At 61.6% G+C, this 20,414-nt stretch carries 16 protein-coding genes and 1 tRNA gene; 5 read left to right on the forward strand and 12 right to left on the reverse strand.

The features are described from left to right. Positions 1-537: 537 nt before the first annotated feature. The 4 genes from CHU95_RS20090 to CHU95_RS20105 form a co-directional block, all read right to left on the reverse strand. The gene (locus CHU95_RS20090; protein ID WP_133065593.1) at positions 538-1,161 is read right to left on the reverse strand and encodes a hypothetical protein; all 624 of its coding nucleotides are present in this window, start codon (positions 1,159-1,161) and stop codon (positions 538-540) included. Positions 1,162-1,609: 448 nt separating this feature from the next. Continuing rightward, positions 1,610-3,058, reverse strand: a complete 1,449-nt coding sequence (locus tag CHU95_RS20095; RefSeq protein WP_133065594.1) for a hypothetical protein — start codon at positions 3,056-3,058, stop codon at positions 1,610-1,612. A 697-nt stretch (positions 3,059-3,755) separates the two neighbouring features. Continuing rightward, positions 3,756-4,127 (reverse strand): peptidyl-tRNA hydrolase, encoded by a 372-nt coding sequence (locus tag CHU95_RS20100; protein WP_094458138.1) that lies wholly within the window; start codon positions 4,125-4,127, stop codon positions 3,756-3,758. Beyond that, positions 4,124-4,786, reverse strand: a complete 663-nt coding sequence (locus CHU95_RS20105; protein WP_094458139.1) for a hypothetical protein — start codon at positions 4,784-4,786, stop codon at positions 4,124-4,126. Before CHU95_RS20105 ends, CHU95_RS20100 begins: the two co-directional genes overlap by 4 nt. A gap of 200 nt (positions 4,787-4,986) precedes the next feature. Here CHU95_RS20105 and CHU95_RS20110 point away from each other — a divergent pair, with 200 nt between their 5' ends. Further along, positions 4,987-5,472 carry a hypothetical protein gene (locus tag CHU95_RS20110; RefSeq protein WP_133065595.1) on the forward strand — a complete coding sequence of 162 codons (486 nt, stop codon included), beginning with the start codon at positions 4,987-4,989 and terminating at the stop codon, positions 5,470-5,472. Positions 5,473-5,478: 6 nt separating this feature from the next. Here the strand turns inward: CHU95_RS20110 and CHU95_RS20115 are convergent, their stop codons facing one another. From CHU95_RS20115 to CHU95_RS20130, 3 genes are all read right to left on the reverse strand, one after another. Beyond that, the gene (locus CHU95_RS20115; protein ID WP_133065596.1) at positions 5,479-7,431 is read right to left on the reverse strand and encodes a hypothetical protein; all 1,953 of its coding nucleotides are present in this window, start codon (positions 7,429-7,431) and stop codon (positions 5,479-5,481) included. 675 nt (positions 7,432-8,106) lie between these two features. Further along, positions 8,107-10,884, reverse strand: coding sequence for a phage/plasmid primase, P4 family (locus CHU95_RS20125; RefSeq protein WP_165772281.1), 2,778 nt, complete (start codon positions 10,882-10,884; stop codon positions 8,107-8,109). Positions 10,885-11,364: 480 nt separating this feature from the next. Then, the gene (locus tag CHU95_RS20130; RefSeq protein WP_094458144.1) at positions 11,365-11,784 is read right to left on the reverse strand and encodes a hypothetical protein; all 420 of its coding nucleotides are present in this window, start codon (positions 11,782-11,784) and stop codon (positions 11,365-11,367) included. Between the two features lie 193 nt (positions 11,785-11,977). Between CHU95_RS20130 and CHU95_RS20135 the strand changes: the two genes are divergently transcribed. Both CHU95_RS20135 and CHU95_RS20145 read left to right on the forward strand, forming a co-directional pair. Further along, the gene (locus CHU95_RS20135; RefSeq protein ID WP_094458145.1) at positions 11,978-12,421 is read left to right on the forward strand and encodes a helix-turn-helix domain-containing protein; all 444 of its coding nucleotides are present in this window, start codon (positions 11,978-11,980) and stop codon (positions 12,419-12,421) included. 423 nt (positions 12,422-12,844) lie between these two features. After that, on the forward strand, positions 12,845-14,026 hold the full coding sequence (locus CHU95_RS20145; RefSeq protein WP_094458147.1) for a tyrosine-type recombinase/integrase: 1,182 nt from the start codon (positions 12,845-12,847) through the stop codon (positions 14,024-14,026). 142 nt (positions 14,027-14,168) lie between these two features. On the opposite strand, the gene CHU95_RS20150 is transcribed toward CHU95_RS20145, so the two are convergent. Together CHU95_RS20150 and CHU95_RS20155 are read right to left on the reverse strand one after the other, a co-directional pair. Further along, positions 14,169-14,245: transfer RNA gene (locus CHU95_RS20150), tRNA-Arg, on the reverse strand. 119 nt (positions 14,246-14,364) lie between these two features. Then, positions 14,365-14,568 carry a hypothetical protein gene (locus CHU95_RS20155; protein WP_094458148.1) on the reverse strand — a complete coding sequence of 68 codons (204 nt, stop codon included), beginning with the start codon at positions 14,566-14,568 and terminating at the stop codon, positions 14,365-14,367. A 270-nt stretch (positions 14,569-14,838) separates the two neighbouring features. Here CHU95_RS20155 and CHU95_RS20160 point away from each other — a divergent pair, with 270 nt between their 5' ends. Beyond that, positions 14,839-15,234 (forward strand): hypothetical protein, encoded by a 396-nt coding sequence (locus CHU95_RS20160; protein ID WP_094458149.1) that lies wholly within the window; start codon positions 14,839-14,841, stop codon positions 15,232-15,234. Here the strand turns inward: CHU95_RS20160 and CHU95_RS20165 are convergent. Further along, positions 15,224-16,294 (reverse strand): GDP-mannose 4,6-dehydratase, encoded by a 1,071-nt coding sequence (locus tag CHU95_RS20165; RefSeq protein WP_094458150.1) that lies wholly within the window; start codon positions 16,292-16,294, stop codon positions 15,224-15,226. The genes CHU95_RS20160 and CHU95_RS20165 overlap by 11 nt on opposite strands. Before the next feature lie 139 nt (positions 16,295-16,433). Here CHU95_RS20165 and CHU95_RS20170 point away from each other — a divergent pair, with 139 nt between their 5' ends. Next, positions 16,434-18,212 carry a tetratricopeptide repeat protein gene (locus tag CHU95_RS20170; RefSeq protein ID WP_094458151.1) on the forward strand — a complete coding sequence of 593 codons (1,779 nt, stop codon included), beginning with the start codon at positions 16,434-16,436 and terminating at the stop codon, positions 18,210-18,212. Here the strand turns inward: CHU95_RS20170 and CHU95_RS20175 are convergent. Together CHU95_RS20175 and CHU95_RS20180 are read right to left on the reverse strand one after the other, a co-directional pair. Then, positions 18,209-20,110, reverse strand: coding sequence for a tetratricopeptide repeat protein (locus CHU95_RS20175; protein WP_094458152.1), 1,902 nt, complete (start codon positions 20,108-20,110; stop codon positions 18,209-18,211). The two genes, CHU95_RS20170 and CHU95_RS20175, sit on opposite strands and share 4 nt — an antisense overlap. Then, a complete protein-coding gene (locus tag CHU95_RS20180; protein ID WP_094458153.1) occupies positions 20,094-20,372 on the reverse strand; it encodes a hypothetical protein in 279 nt (92 codons plus the stop codon). Before CHU95_RS20180 ends, CHU95_RS20175 begins: the two co-directional genes overlap by 17 nt. Positions 20,373-20,414: the final 42 nt, after the last annotated feature.

The following is a 20,414-nucleotide window of genomic DNA, read 5'->3' on the forward strand; positions in this document are numbered from 1 at the left end:
AATGACGACAGTCTACATTGCAGCGGCGCGGCACGCAAATCTGGGAGGCTGGAGGATGGAGGGGGCCGGGGAGCAAGCCAGGTGTCATGGCCCAAAACCATGAAATCGCAAGCACATCAAAGTGCGCGAATTACCCCTTTTTCATTTTTCCACACTGGGTCCCCGGCGGTCTGGCATCCATTCCTTCCCACCACCGACCAGCATCCCCCTCATCTCCTTCCTGCTGGCCCAGCTCCCGCTTCATCGCCCACCGCTTACCCACGCGCCGCGCAGCCACAGCAGCCATCACCACCGCAGGCGCAGCAGCGCCAGGCCAGGGCGGAAGCGATGCTGGCGTCTGGCCCTGGGGATGGAGGATAGCGGCGGCGGACATGGGATCCTGCGGAGGTGTGGGCGGACCGGTGCGGATGGAGGATGATGGGCTGGCACAACAGCGGTGGAGGGCCAACCCGGCGGTGTCAGATAGGAAAATGGTCTTGTGTCGGACAGAACAAAGTGCGCGAATTACCTGTGAGGACCAAAAACTTTTCGACCCGGCTACGGGACGATGGAGGCATTGACCAGCGCCTGGATTGCATCGGCGACCTTGCCGGTATTGCGCTCAGCGGCAGCCCTTGCGTCCTCAGTAAAGTGCAGCTGGGGCTTGTGAGTGCGCTTGCGTAGGAAGGCGATGAGCAACTCGGAGCGGGCGGGCCGGCCGGCGGCGGCACCGCGCTTGGCCTTCGGTCGCCGCCAGATGCCGGGCTGAGAACCGGGGCCTGGGCGACCGGCGAATGCGTCAGGGCGAGCCAAGGCGCGTGAGATGGCGCCCCTGGGGATGTTGCCGTTGGCGTTGGTGCGCTGTCCGAAAGGCATCAGGAGCGGCTTGCCGGGAGCAACATGTGTCGTGCCGCCGGTTTCGATTTTGATGAGGTATGCAGCCTGAAGCTCCTGCGCGAAGACGCGGGCAATGAGCGAGCCTGGCGCGGCGTAGGCAATGCGGTAGGCTCGCTTCGTAAAAGGTGTGGGTTTGTCGATGCGGACATCCAGCTGAGCCGTGACGTGCGCCTGGACAGCTTTCGCGATGTCGTTTACCCCACGAGCCACGACACGCTCCAGCTTCGCTGACATGCGCCCCAAAGCATCAGAGACCCGGCCGGCGTTGGTGCGTATGTCGATCATGGCCGGGGGCATAGGGGCGGTCGCTTCTCTGGTTGTGGCTGTCTCTGCTGGGGATGATGGCAGATTGTCGGATATGCAGCAAGCGGATGATCGACATTTCTCCAAAGTGCGGAAATCTGGCCTCCCTTCCCGGCGCCGCAGGGGAATGGGGGCGGATCCTGAGATCAGGATCCGTCGCCGCGGCCGCGCAGGTGAGATGACATGCGGTCAATGCGATCCAGGGTGCCAACTAACTCCGCCCTTCGACTCTCCAACATTTTGGCCAGGACCGGCCAGACCCATCCTGGGATTGGCCGCTGACCGGCAGCCCACCGCTGCACGAGCCGTCCGTCAATAGCATCCCGAGGGCCGCGAGGGTGATGTGGGCCAAGCAGTCGAGCGAGTGGCTGACGCCACTCACCCCCTAGCAGCAGTTCGCCTGCGAGAGCGAGGTCTTCCTGGTCGCGTGTCATGCCGCGACCTCATTCGCATCGGCTTGGCGCCAGGAGACCCAGGAGACCCACTCCTCCCAAAACTGGGACGACACGTGGCTGCTGGCGGACGTGTCCTCGACCGTGTCGAAGAAAAACGACTTTCCGATCTTCGTCACCACGACCGGCATCCCGTCTGGCAGCCGCACGACATCGCCAACGGCGGGGACGCGCTGCGTCAAGGCGAGGAACTGGCCGACCTTCGGCCGGGACGCCTCAGTACGCCGGAACGCCGCTGCCTCTGCCTCGGTGGCCTCGCGGGTATAGACGTAGCAGTGATCATCTCCGTCCTGATGCCAGGACTGACCGGATCCGGTCGACACGAGGATGCTAAAGCCGTCGCTGAAGACCTCACCTGGAGCGGGGGCGTCGGAGACGGTGAACTGTCGGCGGGTCCTCCTGGCCTCGCTGCGGGCCTCAGCCCTCTCCCGCTCGGCCACCAGGGCCGCGGCGGCGGCGCGGTCATCATCCGCCTTCTTGGCCACCAAGGCTGCAACCGCGTCGCGCAGGGCGCCGAGGATCCTCTTCGGATCCTCGACGGCGAGGTCAAAGGTAACGGCCTTGTCGCTGACACGGCCGAGCCGGATGAGCGCCTTGTACGCGCCGTCGCAGTAGCCGCCGTAGCTGGCAGTGGCCTGCGTCTCGCTGAAGGTGATCGTCAGGGGTGCCCATGGCTGGGCCATGATCGCCGCACGGGTACGGGAAATCCTGACGCCCGCCTCGTCGATGGCCTTGATCGCAGCCTTGGCGTAGCGGGTGCTGATCGAGTACGACTTCAGCGAGGAGTCCCAGCGCGCGGTGGGGACAGCCTTTATTAGGTCGGCGATCGCATCGCCCGGCCACCCAGCCAGGATGATCTGCCCGCCAGAAACAGAGGCTGCGATCCCGGGGACCTGTGGCAGGACCACGTCGCCCTTCGCTGCCTTCGCAGCGGCACGGGTGGTCTTGGCGAAGAGGCCCAGCAGGGCCTCGGCGTGCTCGAATGGCACGCCAAGGCGATTGGGTGCGCCGACGATCGCCTCCCCGCCGATGCGCTTGAGGGACGGGCGGGCGCTGGCAGGACCTTCGACCTCATAGCGCCAGGCCGACGAGGAGGCGGAGACGGTGAAATCGCCGTGGACCCCCGGAGCGATGCCGCCGCGGTCGCCAGCCATGACCAGGGCATCCAGTGCCGCCAGCAGGTCCGCTTCCGTCGGGCCGGGCATGATCACCACACGGCCGTCGCTCGCCGTCGAGACATCCGTCTGGCTGGCGGCCCACTCGTAGACGCTTGGGGCATACTCCATCGACGGGGGCAGGACAATCTGCAGCTTGGCATTCTCGGATCTCGCGTTGTCGGCATGGCCGACGCGCAGCCCGGACGGCCGCTGGCCGAGTTCGATGCCGCGGACTACGCCTTCGGAGATGATGCGGATGGATATGGACATGTCGGGCTCCTGGCCGATTTGGTGATCGGGCGGCAGCGCCGCCCTGTGTGTCCGTATATATATGGACAACGAGACGCCCGTCAAGGGGAAAATGTAGGCAGCATGAGATTAAGTCTGCACTGTCGATCGACATTTCGCCAAAGTGAGGAAATCCCGCCGCCTGTTGTGCAATTGTGTAGTTGCTGTGTAGGCCCGCTACACAGCATAAATCATTGATATAATTGACTAAAATGACATTTGTGTAGTTGTGTAGCGAAATCCGAAAAACCTCTATACGTATATATAAGGAGCCCATATATCAGTTTGATATCTTCCCATATTTTTCCGTCATAAAAATTCTTTTAAGCTGCACAACTACACAAATGGCAAAAAGTCCATATTTATCAATGAGCTATACTGTGCAGCGGGCCTACACAGCAACTACACAGCTACACAAAGCCGGGCCAGGGCTGCCGCACAAAAAAATTAACTAACGTTAACCATTCCGTTCTTCCGAAGGCACGATCCCGCCAGCACTTCAGCCGCCCTTCACCCGGCGCCGCAGGCGTCGGTGGCGACCCCGCAGGGGTGGGGCGAAGCCCGGTTGTCGGCCGTCGCGCCGCGGATGCAGAAAGGGCGGCACGCATTGCTGCGGCCGCCCCTGGATAGTTTGTGTGTCGCCGTGGTGTGTCTGCCATGGGCCCTGCCTGGTGGCTTATCACCGCAGCGCAGGAAGGCCCCGCAGGTCGCCGCCGACATCCTCGGCCTCGATCGGTCCGATCCCAAGGCACGTCACCGTCGGCGCCGCGAAAACCGTGTGCCCGGCATCGACCACGAGAAAGGTGCCGCACCTGTCGCTGTAGGCAGATGCCAGGGCGGCCAGGTCGGCGGCGGTGGCGGCTACCAAGACGATCTTGCGCGGCGCATCTGAAGCAACATAGGCTGCCGCAGCGCCTGGAAAGCGGGCCGTGGCGTCAAGGAAGGCGTGGAGGAAGGCATGGCCGGCTTGGGCCATCATCTTGCCCCGAGCGCCACCAGCGGCGTCGATAGCCGCCCGTGACACTATGCAATACATCGTCATCGTCGTCATGGGGATGGGTCATCGTCCGCGGCCGCCATAGCCGCTTCGATCACCGAGAAAGCGGGCGCATAGTCAGGCGGATCGACTGGTGCAGGGGCAAGCGCAGCTGCTGCCGCAGCCTCGCCAGATCCACCGCCATCATCGCCATCGCTACCCATTGCGGCGGCATACTGATCCGGGAAAATCCCCTGTACCCCCGCGACAAACGACATAACCGTGTGATGGATTATAATAGCTACAGCTACCCGCTGAGCATCCGTCATCGCCGCAGGGCCAGCCTTTGCGATGAGTTGGCAAAAAATCTTATCCTGGATAGGAATTTTTCGCACATCCAGGCCAAGCTCATCGCGGCAAACAGTCCTAAAATCTGGGTCCTGCATACCAGCCGCCGTGGCGAGCAGATGCATAAACTGCCTACTCATAGCGGGCGTGAGATCGGATATCCGCTCCCGGATATGCTCAAGCGGAACGGTCGAGGAAGAGACCCTGCACGCCGGCAGCAGTATCCGCATCGTTCGTATCGCTTCATATGCGATGGCTTGATCATCGCCAATCCGGGCCATCTCCAAGATTGCCGCGGCCCGATAAGGCCGCGAGTAGATATCCCTCGGTGTCCATGGCAGGACTGGGCCCGGCTTCGCATCGTGATTTTGTTGGGTCGGCAACATATCTCCACCTCCTTGCCGCCGCGCCGCGCGCGTGCGGGAAAAGTGGCCGGCCCCGATTGGAGGCCGGCCGAGTTTGGCAGTAGGAGAAGGAAAGCAAACAACAGGCTTTGGCGAAGCCCGCAGATCTGAATGTAGGTCAGAGTGTCGGATGATGCAAGAAAAATATTGTGTTGTCTGTCGAAATAATCGACAATCGACACATGAAGATTCTGGCGATTGACCCCTCGAAACGAAACTCTGGCTGGGCCGTCATTGACGCGGTTCGCTGGACCCGCTTGGCGAGCGGAGGCCAGAGTTTCCAGCACATTCATGACTATGCTGAGATTGGGCAGGCTTTTGAGGGATGGCTGCTGGGTATGTGCCGCAAGCACAGGGTCGACGTACTTGCGATCGAGCGTCCACCGATGCGCGGGGCGAGCACTTACCTGCTTTTTGGGCTGGTGTGGACCGCACACAGGGTTGGCCACCACCTCGGCTTGAGGCGTATGGAAACGGGCCCCAGCGAGCTGAAAAAATGGGCCGCGGGTAAGGGAGATGCCGACAAGTCGGAGATGGTCACCGCTGCCCGGAAAGCTTTTCCTGGGCACGAACCGGCGGACCATGACGAAGCAGACGCTCTGCTTATCGCAGCCTGGGCTGCGACCGTCATCCGTAGCGAAGCGGAGAAAAAGAGGAGAGCGGCCTGATCATCGTCAGGCTGCCTTTCCCGGAGAAGCTGGCGAACCTGGCAGGTGATAGCCCGATTTGTGAAGAGCGGACATCAACTTGTCGATGACATCCCGGGCTTCGGGAAAGTCAGGCAGGACGTCACGAATGCCGGCAAGTGCGTAGATCGGTGAGGCCATCGCCAGATCGTGCGCAGCGCCGTGTAGATTGTCCAGGTCAGCGGGTAGGCGCTTCCAGCCACCGGCTTCCACCGCCAGTTCCTGCTCCTCCGTCATGCGAACCGCTAGATCCGTAACCGCATCCAACAGCCGCCCGGCCAGTTCCCTACGCTCGCCGATACCGGCACCCTGGAAAGCAACATCGGTCGCAAGCCGGATCGCCTCAGACCGCGTTACGTCACCCCTCCGCGCCGCAGCCATAAAGGCCTTGGCCGCAGTGCGTTCGCAGAAATGGTCCGGCGCAATCATCGTCAACCTGACCGGCGCATCCACATCCTCGTCGCCAGCGGCCGACCCCCGCGCCATTGAAGGTGGCGGGATGACCTGGATCGCGGCAGTGTAATCCGGCTGCTGGCCATCGCCAGCTTCGGCGAAAAGTTCGGCGGCGATGCGTGCAGCGGAATAGCGTATCCGCATCCAGAGATCCTGGGGAATCTTGCGCGAAGCCGCGTCCTTTTCGGCGATGTGGCGATTGCCGGGCCAGCCGTCCGGCTCCTGGGTGTAGTTGACGATCGGCTCGATGGTCAGCGATATGTGGGGGCCGGCGGTATCGCGGGCGATGGTTGCATCGAAGCCTGCGGCGCGAAGGTCGGCCAGCGAAACGACATGGTCAGCCAGCAGGCGGGTCCTGAGTGCATCCGCATACTGTTCCCATCCTGCCCGGACCTCCGCCGGAGCGGCGAGCCACCGAGCTAAGTCCGGCGGCATCGGCCAGCCTGTGGCTGGGTCGATATGAGTAGGTAGGAGATCCAGGTCAACCAACAGACCCAGGAAGGCCGCGATGCCCTCCGGATTGTCCGAATATCGACTGGGCGTCATGGACAGCGCGCTTGCGGCGCGGTCAGCCTCGTGCATCGCGGCATTGATGATCAGCGGCGCTATGTCCGTGGCCAAGCCATCCGCAATGGCCCGGCCCCAGTTTGCCTGGACCTCCAGGATCTCGATGCAGGCCCCCAAGTGCGTCCTGACGCCCTCTATAACCTCGTTCGGGATCTTCGCGCCCGGCTGCTGCACAGCAACCCGGGGGTCGCCACCTGACCGGCACAGCAGCAGCTCGCCGCCGGCATCGCGCAGGGCGCGCATGGCCGATCGGGCCGCGGCGTAGACGCTGGGGCTGACGGGGCAGCCGGCGGCGATGTTGTCAGCGGGCCGATGGATGGGTAGGAAACGGTCAGCAATGGCTGCGCGGACTACTGGCGTCATCGCCACCCTGAAGGTTTCCCATGCGTCTTCAGATGCCGGAGCATCTGGGTCCGCGTCTACGGCGTCGACGCGACGGACCGTAAGGTCCGTTTCGCACCAAACCGCATCGCTGATTATCTTTATACCCAGGTCCTCAGCGAGAGTGGTGGCCTGGATGGATAGGTCGTGGCGCTGCCAGTCGGGCCGATCGGCGCCGGCGAGCTGTGCAAGAACGCGCGGGACATAAGCTGTAAGCTTCGTCTTGTCTGTGTCAGGGTGCAGCCAATACCGCATCCGACGAACGTAGGCTGTATCGGCGACAGCCATTGGATCGTCATGAATCCCAGAAACGAAGCCGGGTTCGCCTGGCTTCACGCGGTTTTGCCCGGCACCTGCGGCTGCCCAAAGCGTCGGCCGCAGGGACAGGTCAACAACATCGCCGTGCTGCTGGAGCGTGACAAGGGTCGGTTGGTCAGTAAGCGCTGTTGCCTCGAACTGGGCAACCCGGCCGTCCGGCCCACGGGCCGGGTAGGAATAGCGTATTATGCTGTCAGCTGCTGCCAGTCCGGCGGTGGTCATGTCTGCGATCTCCTGGCGCTGGCGGTGGCTGCCGCCTTGGTGCGCTTCTTTGGATGACAATAGCCCGGATGGATGATGTGTCGCAAGACGTTTTTCGCCAAATCGACGAAAGTGCGGTAATCCAGAAGGTGGACATGTAGTCATGTAGGAGCTATGTAGGGCCGCTACATGGCGTAACTATCTGATATGACTGCCAAAAATGCTGAAAATGTAGTTATGTAGTCTAAACCGAAGAATCCCTATACGTATATATAAGGAGCCAATATATCAGTTCGATACCCTCCCATATTTTTCCATCACAAAAATTCTTTTGAGCTACATAACTACATAAACTGCAAAAACTCTAATTAGATCAATGCATTGATGGATGTAGTGAGGCTACATAGCTTCTACATCCCTACATAACCTTGGCCAGGGTTTCTGCACCGAAAATTAATGAATGTTAACCACCGCCTTCACCGAAGGCAGGATTCCGCCATGATCCCCACCGCCTTAACCACGGCGCCGAAGGCGTCGGTGGACCCGCAGGGAGGGGCGAGTGCGATGGCTGGTTGTGTCGGTTTTGCTGATCGTCAACGACAACCGAATCAGCGCAAAAAGACGAATGGCGGCCCAACCGAGCCGCCACCCATCACTCATTTATAAATGTAGCAGGCTGGGCCGTCTCTTGACCTCTCAAAACCGCATTCTGCGCTGCTGCTGCGCCGGAGCCTGTTGCTGCACATGACCGCCGTTGTAATAGCTGCCAGTCCTACCGGCGGCCTGGTCATTTCGATCCGAAGAAGCCGGCTCCGGCAACAGATACAGGCCCTTCCAGATCATTCCGCCTGCATTGCGGCTTTCATGAAAACCATGATCCTTCAAAGCACCCTTCAGCCGATCTTTCGCCATCGGCTGCGTTCCAGAGTCCAGGCACCACTTCTTGTATGCGTCGTACAGCCTCGATTGTGCGACCCAGGGCTTATCACTACTCTCATCCCGCTCAACCCGCTCAGCAATGAACTGACCAACGCGGTCTTGCTCCCCGCGGTACTCAACCACAGCATCCGTCACGCGTCGCGGCCGGATCAGCCCATGTTTGTGCCAGTCCACAGCCCCCTCAACGATCCAAGCCAGAATCCCGTCCATCTCCCCACGCAGATCCATAGCGAGATTCTTGTCCGCCAGCGGCAAATCCTTCATCCGCTGGTCATTTTCTTCACCAGCGACGCGCCACAGACGCAGGAACCGCAGAACTTCCTGCCGCCTCCAGATGCCCCTGTCGGTACCCGAAATGCGCAGCAAACTATTGCAAAGCAAGAAGATTTTTCCGTTGAAGCGAAACTCGACGACCTCGTTGCTGTAGCCATACCGGGCGCTCATCTGATCGCCGCCGGTCAACCTTTTCACGAGCCCCTCAGCCATCGCTTCCCCGCGTTCAGGTTCGCTGGCTAACACGAACCGGGCTGCCCGCAAGGCAAGAATGTCGGCCCGGGGCTTACCGCCGGAGTCAGCGTCAGCCTTTATCAGCAGCGCCGGTTCTATCGTCCGGGCGTAGCTACCGAGGATGTCCCTGACTGCCTCGAACAACACCGTTTTCCCGTTCGCGCCTTCGCCCCAAACCGACACAAGCTTCTGTTCTGTCGCAATCCCCCATGCAGCGTAGCCAATCAAAGCTTTGAAATACCGCACATATTCAGGATCAACGGAGCCATCTTCTTCAGCCAGCACCTCCTCGACGAACCTGGTCCAGCGTGGGCACGACGCCGGCCTGGGCGACCATCCGCAGCTGGTGATTTGGGTAAGTAGCATTGCCGGATCGTGGGGTGTCAGCGCGCCGGTGCGGAGGTCAACAATGCCGGACCGGGTGTTGAGAAGGTGCGGGTGAGCATCCAAGGCTTTATCGTCCACCTCCAGGTGCGGCCTAAGGAAAGACACAGCGGAGCGGATGAAAGCAGCGGACTGAGTGTGATCACAGTATTTCGCGTGTTCGGCCCGCTCTTTGTCAGCAAAATCCCGCATTTCTCCGTCGGACGGGCCGTGAAGATTCCCGGCGACTTTCCTGTATTCAGCGGCCGCCTTGGATGCCTTCGTTGGCCCGTAAACCCCTGCAAGAGCGCACGCTTCTGCAAAATCCAGCTCAGCCTCGATCTCGAAGGTGAGCTGTTGGGCTTTGGCCATGACTCGTACCTCGTCCGGGTCATGGACCCACGACATGCCGTCCCATACGTACCAGCCAAGGCCGCCGGCATGCAGGATTTCGTGGCGGAAACGGGCGGCCATACGAAGCGCAAAGCCGACCTCAGTCCGAGCGTGTGAGAGGTATCCTTCAAGGGCCCGGCGGGCAGGTGCGGCGAAGCCGTCGGCCGACAGGGCTGTGTCGACTTTCCTGAAAAGCTCAATGATGGGCTTGTAGATGCGCAGCCGGGTGCATTCGGCTTCACCGAGCGTTTCCACATGCGCCAAAAAGGCCCGCCTGAGATCGTCATCCAGAAGCAGCTCCTTCCGGGGGCGGTCAACGATCCGGCGAACAGCGACCTTGGCTGCGTCGACCGCGAATTCCTGCTGTTCCTGCATTTCCATCTTCCGTATATGCCCCTCGCTGCCCACTTCCTGGGTTTCGTCAATCAAGCCGCGCAGCGCGTCACCCGCCAGCCGATCGTATTCTTCGTAATCATCCTCGCCGCCGATCGCAGGGCTCTCATCAACGCCGCCAGCCGCAGCAGCAGCGGCATCCCGCCGGTCCTGCTCTTCCTGAAGCAGCCGGTCCGCCAGAGCCTGCAGCTCTTCAACCAGCTCTTCCGTCACCTGCCGGAACGTCGCGCCGGCATACAGATCTGGGCCACGGCCAGCACCTTCGCGGGTCAAAAAGTCATCCAGGCCTTTGCCCAGGGCCTCGGGCCAGTCCAGCACCGAAGCGGGGATATTGCGCGCCAGTGCTTCTGCGGCCATTGCCGCAACTGCTTGAGCAACGCCAAATTTCCGTTTGAAATCAGCGTCCAGTGCGATGACGAGTTCATTGTAAAATGATCCGCCGTCAGCATCTACCAGCTGGCAATCGACGACCTCATCGATTGCCAGGCGCCACGATGACACACCCGGGATGGACAGGGCGTAATCGCCTATGGACGTAACGAGATCGGCCTTGATCTCACCTTCTGTAACTATCAGCCTGCCGCTTTGACGGGCGGCCGTAACGGCCGGGAAATGGACAGCGGGTACGCTGCCCGGAAGCCACAGATACTTTTTCCCGCCATCCTCAGTCTCAACGCGCTGGCGCATTCCAACGATGTCGCCCGCGTGATTGCGGACTGGTACGAGCAGTGCGCCGGCGACCATTTGAAAACGCTGCGAACCGGGTTCAGGCATACCGGGAACTTTTTCGGCGCCCTTGATGTCTCGTATCAGCAGCCCCACGCCGTCCAGCGCCTTCGCCGTAGCATAGCCAGCCACCTTCATGATCTCTTCGGTCATGCCGGGCCGGGCCAGCAGCGCGCCCCTATGCCCATCGCTCAACGGGCACATAGAAAGCACTTTTTCATAAACGGCGTCGCAGGTCAGCGCGCTGGCCGCAGGCTTCCTGGCGCGGGCCTCGGCTTTCGCGTCCCGCGCTGCCAGCCGCCGCCGCGCTGTGGGCACCCAACCGTCGCGCCGTTCGTACCCACGGGCTTCATGCCATGAGATCTCGCGACCTTCTGGAGAATAATGGAATTCGTCGTGCGCATGTCCGCAGGTCCAGCGTATCGCGCCAGTCGTGACGTGCGTTTGATAGCAGCAAGGCCAATCCTTCGCGCCACAAGCCCAACAAGGGTTTTTCCGATTTGCCCGTGTCGCCGACGTTATGTCGGACCACACTCTACCTTCTGCCATTTTTCCTACTCCTGTTTGCCTATTTTCCTAAAACCGCCTTGTTTGGCGAGATGTTTGATGATGGCGTTCGGTGTTTTCTACACCTTAGGCAGCCAAAAACGCCTTTTTCGTGGCCGCTTTACCCTGCCGGTCGCCGAAGGCGGCCAGGTTTTCCCCGATCAGCCGCCAGCCAGACCTTTCCGGCTTCGCCTTGTCCGCCTCGGCTGCGATTCTGATCCTTGTCTTAATGCATGCTGGGATAGCCTCGATCCCGGCATAGTCGCACAAGTCCTGAATCTCATTGCAACGGGCTGGGTCCAGAATCATGGCCCTGGCTTCCAGCGTCACCGCCGCACGGTCTCTGGCGTCTTCATAGCGCTCATCGTCTGCCACCATTCCCGAAGGGAGGGGCCGGCAGGCATCGGATATGACTTGCTCGACAACGGCCCCCCAAAGGCGCCGGTAAGCCGCATCAGATATCGGTTGCGGCTGGCTTCCTATCACGGGTTCCGTCGTCGGGCGCATATTCGTATCTCCTAGCTGGCTCTGGGACTGGCTTCCTCCCTGGCTCCAACCTATAGCTCCAAAATCGCCTGTTGAAAAGCATTTTGTTGTCGACCGACAAATCGGCATATGCTATACCTAAAATGCAGAAACACGGACCGCCACCGACCATCCCCAGGGCGGCCCTTATATAGAGTGTGGAGAGCCAGCCCAGATGACCAAGTCCAGCGCAGTCCTTCCGCCGCCGACCCTTGCCGGCCCCAGCCTCCTCGACATTGGCGCGCCCGCCGAAGCTGTGAAGGCCGATTTCGCGCGTCGGTTGCAGCATGCGCTGAACGCGAAGGGCTGGAATCAGAGCGATTTGGCCCGTGCGGCTGATATCGGACGGGACAGCGTTTCGGTCTACCTGCGCGCAAAGAGCCTGCCGGGACCCAAGCATTTGACCAGCATCGCTGCGGCTTTGGGCGTCGAACCGGACGATTTGTTGCCGGGCGCATCGGATGCGGCAACGGCGCGGACTGGCGTCGCTGCCATGGAAGTGATGCAAACCGCCGCTGCCGGCCGGGTCTGGCTGAAAATCAACCGTAGCGTGTCCATGCGCCAGTTGGGAAAGATAATAGAGATCCTAGATAGTGAGCCCGCCGGCGACGATAGCTGAAATCGGCAGTCGTCCCCGTGGGAGCAGTGGATCGGATCTCATCACGCTCCAGGTGATCCTGCGTCATGACCATGCTTTTGACTCTTGAAGAAGCAGCCGTCCGTCTTCGACCGGACGGTCTGATCTCAGCTCGGAGCTTGCGCTCCGAAATCTCAGCCGGCCGCCTTCAGCCGACACGGATCGCGGGCCGTATTTTCGTGGCTGAGTCCGATTTGGACGAGTTCATCCAAGCCGCCAGACAGTCCGCTCTGGTGCCTAAAGGGCGTGCTCACGCCGACGCAATCGCTACGAAGCAACCCCGTGCCCGCCGCACCGGGGCCGCTCCCATTTCGTCCTCCGCTCATCTCACCGCCGTAGCCGATAGGCTGACGCGCCGTCGGGGTTGACCGGAACTCTCTCTACAATACATAGGGTCTGCTCCACATGGCCAAGGCCAAGCCGAAGACGGCGACAACCGGTGCGTCCAGCCCCCATCTCGTTCCTGTGCTGTCACCAGGTTCGGTTACCTGGCGCTGGTCCATTCGTTGGCGAGAGGATGGTCGTAAGCGGGAAAAGGCAACCGGCCTGCCGGTCGAGGACCGGGCAGGTGCAGAGCGGCTGTTAGGTGAATTTCTGGTAGAGTGGTCTGCGCGACAGAGCGCTGCGCCGGGCGCTGCTCTGCGGCCGGACCGTATTACCTGCGGACAGGCAATGACGATTTACGCCCATGAGCACGTCCCAGGCACCGCAGCGCCCGAACGGATCGGTTGGGCACTCAAGGCCCTGGCAGAATTCTGGGGCGACGTTCCTGTTTCTGAGGTACGTGGCGAAACATGCAGGCGCTACGTCGCCAGCCGCACAATGGAAAGGCGCATTCCAGACACAGACCCGGCGGAATACCGAACGGTTCCCATTGCTCCGGCGACAGTGCGTCGGGAACTTGGCGTTCTTGCCGCTGCCCTCAACTACTGCGCAAAAGAGGGGCACATTACTGCGGCGCCAAGGGTGTGGTTGCCGGAAGCGCCACCGCCCAAGGAAACTTATCTGTCGCGGCAGGAGGTTGCTGGACTGGTCAAGGCCGCTCGAAGGGACAGGCGGACCCGATGGCACCTACCACTGTTTGTGCTGGTGGGCTATTACACGGGCAGGCGCAAGGATGCGATCTTGTCGCTTCGGTGGGAACCGAACGCGGAGGGAGGACATGTCGACCTGGATAAGGGCGTCATTGACTTCCGGCCGGTCGGGCGGGCCGAAACTGCCAAACGCCGAGGACGGCTTCAGGTTCCGGCCAGGCTCTTGCGCTTCCTGCGGTACGCTCGGCAGCGAACCGAGAAGTTCGTCTTCGAATATGGAGCAGACGGGAAAGAGCCGCGTCGAATCAAAGATGTGAAGCGCAGCTTTGCCAGCGCGGCAGCTGCTGCTGGCCTGGATCCGACGAAGGTCACTCCCCACGTCCTGCGCCACACTTGCTTGAGTTACCTGGCCAACGCTGGGGTGCCCCTATTCAGGGCTGCCGCCTGGGTCGATCTGACACTGGATACCGCAGAGAAGGTCTACGCTCACCACGACGGGCGCCATGACGATATCAGGGACCTGCTGGACCGCGGCGGTCGTGCAGGGCGCTGACACCTGATTCACCGCCGACGATCCCGCCTGACCGACCACCACCACGGCCACGGTCGGGACCATGGCGTCAGTGATGCGGTCAGTGATTTGACTTCAATCACTGCCGTAACATGGCTAAGTTATTGATTTCATTGAGAGAAAATGGCGGACCCGACACGATTCGAACGTGCGACCTCTGCCTTCGGAGGGCAGCGCTCTATCCAGCTGAGCTACGGGTCCATGCCGGCATTGGGGGAAAACCCCAAGCGGCGCGGACCATAGCGCATCGGTCCGGCCGGTGCAAATGCTTCTTACATAAAATGTGATTGTACAATATCACGTTGGAATCGATAGGTTTTTTAACCAAGCATCGCCCGCAGCGCCTGACGCGACAGGTCTTTCAGGGCGTCACGCATGCGTTGAAGCTCGTCGGCGGCGGCTTCGTAATCCTGGATCAGGCCGCCCACAAGGGTCGCGGGGTCGTCCGCTTCATCGGGGTAACGATCACGGGCACGGGCGGCGCGACGGCGCAGACGTTCAACAATATCTTCTTCTGCCGGCATATCGGCCTTCCTTCTACAGGGCCTGAGACCAGGGTCCGCACTATCTGAGCCTGGCCCCCGCGCCGACTGACGCGGCGGCGCGCGCATAACGTCCTTAAAACATGCCCTCCCCTGCCGCGTCATCCCTTTCCTGCATTGCGTATCACGACCGCAGAAGCCTATCCGGATGGGGTATGGCACTTGCACTACACGTCAGGGGTTGATTTTAGGAACGCTCATGCCCTATTCAGAGTTTGGGGCGTTCATCTAGATTACGGTACGAGGTTTCCAATGTTTTCCATGATCCGTGTGTCAGCGGGCCTCGGCGCGCTGGCCTGGATATGGGCGTTCGCCCCGCTGTCGGTTGCCCAAGCCGCCACCGAGTCCGCACATGAACAATGCATCGCCCCTGCGGGCTATTGCGATTTCACACCAGGTCGGGAAGGCGTACACCGTATCCAACTGCGTCTTCCTGCCGCGCAAGCTGAAAAGCTGGGCGAATTGTCAATAAGCGGCCAGCAATGCCCGCTGACCCGCGGCAAGGCGGAAGACGGCGCCGTCAGCCTTTCTTGCTTTGCCTATTTGTCGGGCGGCATGAGCTACCGTGTCAAAGTGCCCGCCGAGACGGCGGTGACCATTACCAGAGCCGACCCAGGAAACGGGGAACCGGTGACCCTTATCCCTTGATACTGGCGCTGGCCGCGGCCTGCCGGGCCTTTTCCGCCGCCACCATCATGGCGACAAGGGCCGGCAGATCGACCGTGGGGGACCAGCCCAGCCGTTCGCGCGCGAGGCCACTGTCCCCCCGGAGTTCCCCCACCTCCGCCGGGCGGAAGAGGGCCGCATCGACCGTGACGCAGGTGCGGCCACTGTCCAGATCAATGGCCGTCTCCGCCGTTCCTTTTCCCCGCCATTCCAGACGCAGGCCCAGAGTCTGCGCCGTCAAGCCGACAAAATCGCGTACACTCCATGTACATCCGCTGGCCAGCACATAATCGTCTGGCGCGCCGGCCTGCAGCATTGACCACATGCCCCGGACATAATCACCGGCATAGCCCCAGTCGCGGCGAGCATCCAGGCGCCCCAGCGTGATTGGGGCATCTTCTGCTCCACCCTGCCAACGCACCAGACGCCGGACAATCTTGGCCGTCACAAATTCCGGTCCACGCAGGGGCGATTCATGGTTGAACAGGATGCCGTTGACACAGAACAGGCCGTAAGCAAGGCGATACAGGGTGGTCATCTGGTGGGCAGCCACCTTGGCGACTGCATAAGGGCTGCGCGGCCGGAACAGGGTGGTTTCCCGTTGCGGCACCTCCGGCGCGTCCCCGAACATCTCTGATGTGGATGCATGGTAAAAGCGGGCTTCCGGATGCCGGGTCCGGATAACCTCCAGCAGGTTGGTGGTGGAGACCGCGTTGCTGGCAAAGGTTTCTGCCGGCACGTGGAATGAGGAATGGACCGAACTATGGGCCGCCAGATGGTAGATCTCGTCTGGTGCATGGTCGTCCAGCAGCCAGGAAACGGCACGGGCATCAGTCAGATCGACGGTCACGCTGGTCACCCGACCCGTCAACCCCATCTCCGCCAATCGCCAAGCCGCGCTGATCGGGGTGCCGCCGGGACGCAACGTGCCGGTCACGCGATACCCCTTATCCAGCAGCAAGGCAGCCAGATAGGCCCCATCCTGGCTGGTAATGCCGGTAATCAGCGCCCGCCGGCCCCCTGTTCCGCTATGCCCACTCATACGCCAATTCCGACAATTGCGATGGCATCGGCAGTGCCGATGCGGATAATGACTATCTATAGAGTGTTCGGCACCGGTTTGGTTCGGGAATATCGGTGCCAATGGTGGTCTTTCCCGATGTTTCATTCGGAACTGGTCTATGCCCCCGCCACCCGATCTTTTCGCCGCCGCTTCCGCCGATCATGACGCAGGGCGCATCAATGAGGCGCTGGCGGGATACAGGGCGGTGCTGGACCGTAACCCGGCCCATGCGGGGGCGCTGCATCGGCTGGGTATCCTGCATCTTCAGACCGGGGATTTTGTGGCAGCCCTGCCTGTACTGGAGAGGGCCGTGATGGCGGAACCGGATGGTGCGGTCCAACATTCCAACCTGGCCAGCGCCTTGCGTCGGCTGGGCCGGCTGCCTGAGGCCCTGAACGCCTGTATTCAAGCCCTGCGCCTGTCACCGGATTTTGTCGATGCCCATATCAATCTGGTCAATATTCTGGACCAGATGCAGCGTTACGGCGATGCCATCAGGGCCCAGAAACAACTGATCTCGCTGCGTCCGTACCAAGGTGAGGCCCGGTTGCAGTTGGCCCGGCTTCTGATTCTGGATAACCGGCCCGAAGAAGCGGTGGAGGCGCTGTATGACCTGTTAGGCATGCAGCCGCTGTCGGTACACGCCTATACCAATCTGGGCGTGGCACTGCGCCGGCTGGGCCGGCTGGACGATGCCGCCGCTGCCTATCGGACGGCTTTGGGGTTTGCCCCCGATGATACGGGCCTGCTCAATAATCTCGGCATCGTGCTTCAGGATCAGTATCGGTATCCAGAAGCCATGGATTGTTTCCGGCAAGCCCTGGTTCGACAGCCAAACAGTGCGACCACCCATCTCAACTTGTCCGTCGCCTATCGGGAAGAGATGAGGATCGCGCAATCGGTGGACTGTGCGCGCGCTGCTGTCCGATGTGACCCCAGCCTTGCCGCCGCCCACACGGCCCTGGCCGTCAGCCTGCTGATGCAGGGAGAATATGAAGAGGGCCTGGCCGAGTATGAATGGCGCAGCCGCATGGCGGACTTTCCCTCACCCCGCCGCGACTTCACCTCACCCGTTTGGGACGGGTCGGACCGCGCGGGTGGCACCCTGCTGGTGCATGATGAACAAGGTGTGGGTGATGCACTGCAATTCGTGCGCTATCTGCCGATGCTGAAAGCGCGCGGTTTCAAGGTCATCTTGGAATGCAACAGCCAACTGGTCCGTCTGCTTGGGCGCATGCCGGGTGTGGATCAGGTTGTCGGGCGGTTCCAGCCGCTGCCGCCGCACGATGCGCATATCTCTTTGCTGTCGCTGCCCTATCTGCTGGGGGCGCGTGTCGATAATGTCCCCGCGCAGGTGCCTTATCTCGCCACGGAGCCGGATGTGCAGGCGCACTGGGCAAACCGGCTGTCGGATTTCGCGGGAGTGAAGGTCGGCTTGGTCTGGGCTGGCAATCCGGAATTCAAGGCTGACCGCCTGCGTTCCCCCGGTCTGCGGGCCTTCCGGCCCCTTCTGGACCTGCCTGGCGTTTCCTTCTTCGGGCTGCAAAAAGGGCCAGGGCGTCAAGATCTAGACACCATCGGCCCCCTGCCTGTCAGCTTCACGGATCTGGGGCCGGAGATCGGGGATTTCGCCGATACGGCCGCCATCATGGCAAACCTGGACCTGATCATCACCTCCTGCACCGGCCCTGCCCACCTGGCGGGGGGATTGGGAAGGCCAACCTGGACGGTGCTGCCCTTCTCCCCTGACTGGCGCTGGCTGGCGGCAGGGGAAGACACGTTCTGGTACCCAACCATGCGCTTGTTCCGACAGCCTGAGCGGGGTGACTGGGGCACGGTCATCGGCCGGGTAAGCGCTGCATTGCGGGCCCGGACCGGCCTCGTTTTCACCCCCTAGACCCATCCAACGAAGGGTTTGATCCCGCCTGTCGCCAGATCGGGTTCCACACATAGTACAGCATTCTTGTTCAGGCGGGCCGCCAACTGACTGAATCCGCTGGCAGCGCTGATACCGACAATGTCGGCCTGTGTCAGCACATGGAAATCCTGGAGGAATTCCAGCCCCGGCCAAGCCGGCCCCGCATCATGCAGGGTGACGGGCCGAAATTCGCGGAAGGCCGCTCTCACACCTGGAATATCATCGCTGGCAAGGTAGAGGACCGGCTTATCCAGCGTCGGCCACAGACGGCGCAGCCAGTCAACATAGCTCTGGGTTTCCGTGATCGGATAGCCGTACTGCAGAAAATCCCCGCGCCTGATATGAATTGCCACGATTGTCTTCCCCACGGCACGCAGCGCGTTCACGGGCGGGTCAATCCAGGGGGCCCATTGCCGACGCGGGCGAAGCCACGACCGCACGCGATCACGCAACGCCAATGGATAATCATAGAGGAACAGCGGCGACAGGGCGTCGCGATCCACCGGTGCCTCCCCTTGGTAGTGCCCGGTGACAAAGCCGTTCAGGATGCGGCGGCCAAAGGGCCAGGGCGGCAAGGGACCGCTGGGTACCGGATCGTCCAGTTCGAAATAGGCACCGCCTACCCAGTCTGGTGTCTCAAGGATGCAGCCCCGCTGCTGCGCGTAAAGGCGCAGCAGCACATATTCCAGCACATTGTGGGCGAACCGCCCCCGGTTGCCCAGGGTGGTCGATGTCAGGCGGGGGCGCGTCGGATCATGGTTGGAGGGCCGATGCCAGTGCCATCCCTGCTGCCGGCGTGTCCGTTCCAAGGCGGCCAGGGAACGCACAGTAAACATCCAGCAGTTGTCGCTGCGCAGATTTTCCAGGCGCGCGACCGCCTTGGCCGGGTCCCCATCAGCCAGATCCAGGGCCGACAGCGCTGTACGACATTCTACCGGATAAAGCCGGCCTGCCATGGGCACCGTTTCCAGCCTGCTGAACAGGCTGCGTGCCTCGGACTGCCGGTCTCCGCGCACCAGAAGCAGGTAAAGATACTCAAGGCAGGTGGATACATCCGTACCGTCCAGCGGCAGATAGGCCACCAGCGCCACCTCGGCCTCGCCATCGCGTCGAAGATCGACCAGGGTCGCAACGACACGCGCCCGCGCTGCCGCCAGCCCCAACGCCGCCGAGCGCCGGTAACAGGTCAGCGCCATCTCCAGATTGGCATTGCGGTAGTGCAGATTACCCAGGTTAAACCAGATTTCCGGCCGATGCGGTGCCAGACAGATGGCGCGTTTGAGGGCAGTTTCGGCCTCCAGCACCTCGCCCTTTTCCAGCAGCGCGTTGCCCAGACTCATCCAGGCGGACAGCATGCCCGGCTGCAAGGACAGGGCCTGCCGCTGGCAGGCGATGGCCTCCTCATTCTGGTCATCCTGGCGAAGCAACAGACCCAGATCATGATGGATTTCAGCCCGTGTCGGTTCCAGCCTGGCGGCGCGACGCAGAGCGCGGATGGCACCAGCCCGGCCCGCCCCCCCATGCCCGGCCGATGCCGCCCCCAGCGCATGCCACGCCGCTGTGTTTGACGGGTCCAGCGCCAGTACGGACCGCCACATTGCCAATGCATTGTCCCTGTCACCCCGCTGCGACAGCGCATTGGCTAGGTTCAGTCGCGCCTCGACCATCCAGGGGGCCAGTTGCACAGCGCGCGCCATCAATGCCACGGCCTGATCGGTACGCCCGGCCTGCAGCTCTGTCAGGCCCAGCAGATGGAGGGCATCAACATTGTTGGGGTCAGCCTTCAACATCTGCCGATAGGCATCGGCCGCGCGGTCGATATGACCGTCGCGATGATCGGCCAGCGCGGTGGCCAGACGCTCAGATATTGTTTTCATTCGACAGATCGACGGGACCGTGCCGGAAGGGCACCCAGTCCTTGTGGTCCGGCCGGTACTGTAATCCATAGGGAGATTTCAGGAAGATTTTGTCGTGCAGCGGGCTTTCGCGCAAAGTGCGCTCATGATCCACCAGCGGCGAAGGAGCAAACACCTTCTCCCACACCTCCGATGCCTCTACAGAACGGCCTGCCTTTTTTACATAGTCCAGGGCCGCATCGCTTAGCTGCCAGCAGCTTTCGACCATATCATAGTAGCCCATAACATTCCTCCCCTGCGCCCGGCCAGCAGGCTGACTGATACA

The sequence above is a fragment of the Niveispirillum lacus genome (assembly GCF_002251795.1).
Taxonomy (GTDB): domain Bacteria; phylum Pseudomonadota; class Alphaproteobacteria; order Azospirillales; family Azospirillaceae; genus Niveispirillum; species Niveispirillum lacus.

Bases quoted from the DNA above. Each gene is read 5' to 3' on its own strand.
- CHU95_RS20090 (WP_133065593.1), bottom strand. From the start codon at position 1,161: ATGATCGACATACGCACCAACGCCGGCCGGGTCTCTGATGCTTTGGGG.
- CHU95_RS20095 (WP_133065594.1), bottom strand. From the start codon at position 3,058: ATGTCCATATCCATCCGCATCATCTCCGAAGGCGTAGTCCGCGGCATC.
- CHU95_RS20100 (WP_094458138.1), bottom strand. From the start codon at position 4,127: ATGACGACGATGACGATGTATTGCATAGTGTCACGGGCGGCTATCGAC.
- CHU95_RS20105 (WP_094458139.1), bottom strand. From the start codon at position 4,786: ATGTTGCCGACCCAACAAAATCACGATGCGAAGCCGGGCCCAGTCCTG.
- CHU95_RS20110 (WP_133065595.1), top strand. From the start codon at position 4,987: ATGAAGATTCTGGCGATTGACCCCTCGAAACGAAACTCTGGCTGGGCC.
- CHU95_RS20115 (WP_133065596.1), bottom strand. From the start codon at position 7,431: ATGACCACCGCCGGACTGGCAGCAGCTGACAGCATAATACGCTATTCC.
- CHU95_RS20125 (WP_165772281.1), bottom strand. From the start codon at position 10,884: ATGACCGAAGAGATCATGAAGGTGGCTGGCTATGCTACGGCGAAGGCG.
- CHU95_RS20130 (WP_094458144.1), bottom strand. From the start codon at position 11,784: ATGCGCCCGACGACGGAACCCGTGATAGGAAGCCAGCCGCAACCGATA.
- CHU95_RS20135 (WP_094458145.1), top strand. From the start codon at position 11,978: ATGACCAAGTCCAGCGCAGTCCTTCCGCCGCCGACCCTTGCCGGCCCC.
- CHU95_RS20145 (WP_094458147.1), top strand. From the start codon at position 12,845: ATGGCCAAGGCCAAGCCGAAGACGGCGACAACCGGTGCGTCCAGCCCC.
- CHU95_RS20155 (WP_094458148.1), bottom strand. From the start codon at position 14,568: ATGCCGGCAGAAGAAGATATTGTTGAACGTCTGCGCCGTCGCGCCGCC.
- CHU95_RS20160 (WP_094458149.1), top strand. From the start codon at position 14,839: ATGTTTTCCATGATCCGTGTGTCAGCGGGCCTCGGCGCGCTGGCCTGG.
- CHU95_RS20165 (WP_094458150.1), bottom strand. From the start codon at position 16,294: ATGAGTGGGCATAGCGGAACAGGGGGCCGGCGGGCGCTGATTACCGGC.
- CHU95_RS20170 (WP_094458151.1), top strand. From the start codon at position 16,434: ATGCCCCCGCCACCCGATCTTTTCGCCGCCGCTTCCGCCGATCATGAC.
- CHU95_RS20175 (WP_094458152.1), bottom strand. From the start codon at position 20,110: ATGAAAACAATATCTGAGCGTCTGGCCACCGCGCTGGCCGATCATCGC.
- CHU95_RS20180 (WP_094458153.1), bottom strand. From the start codon at position 20,372: ATGGGCTACTATGATATGGTCGAAAGCTGCTGGCAGCTAAGCGATGCG.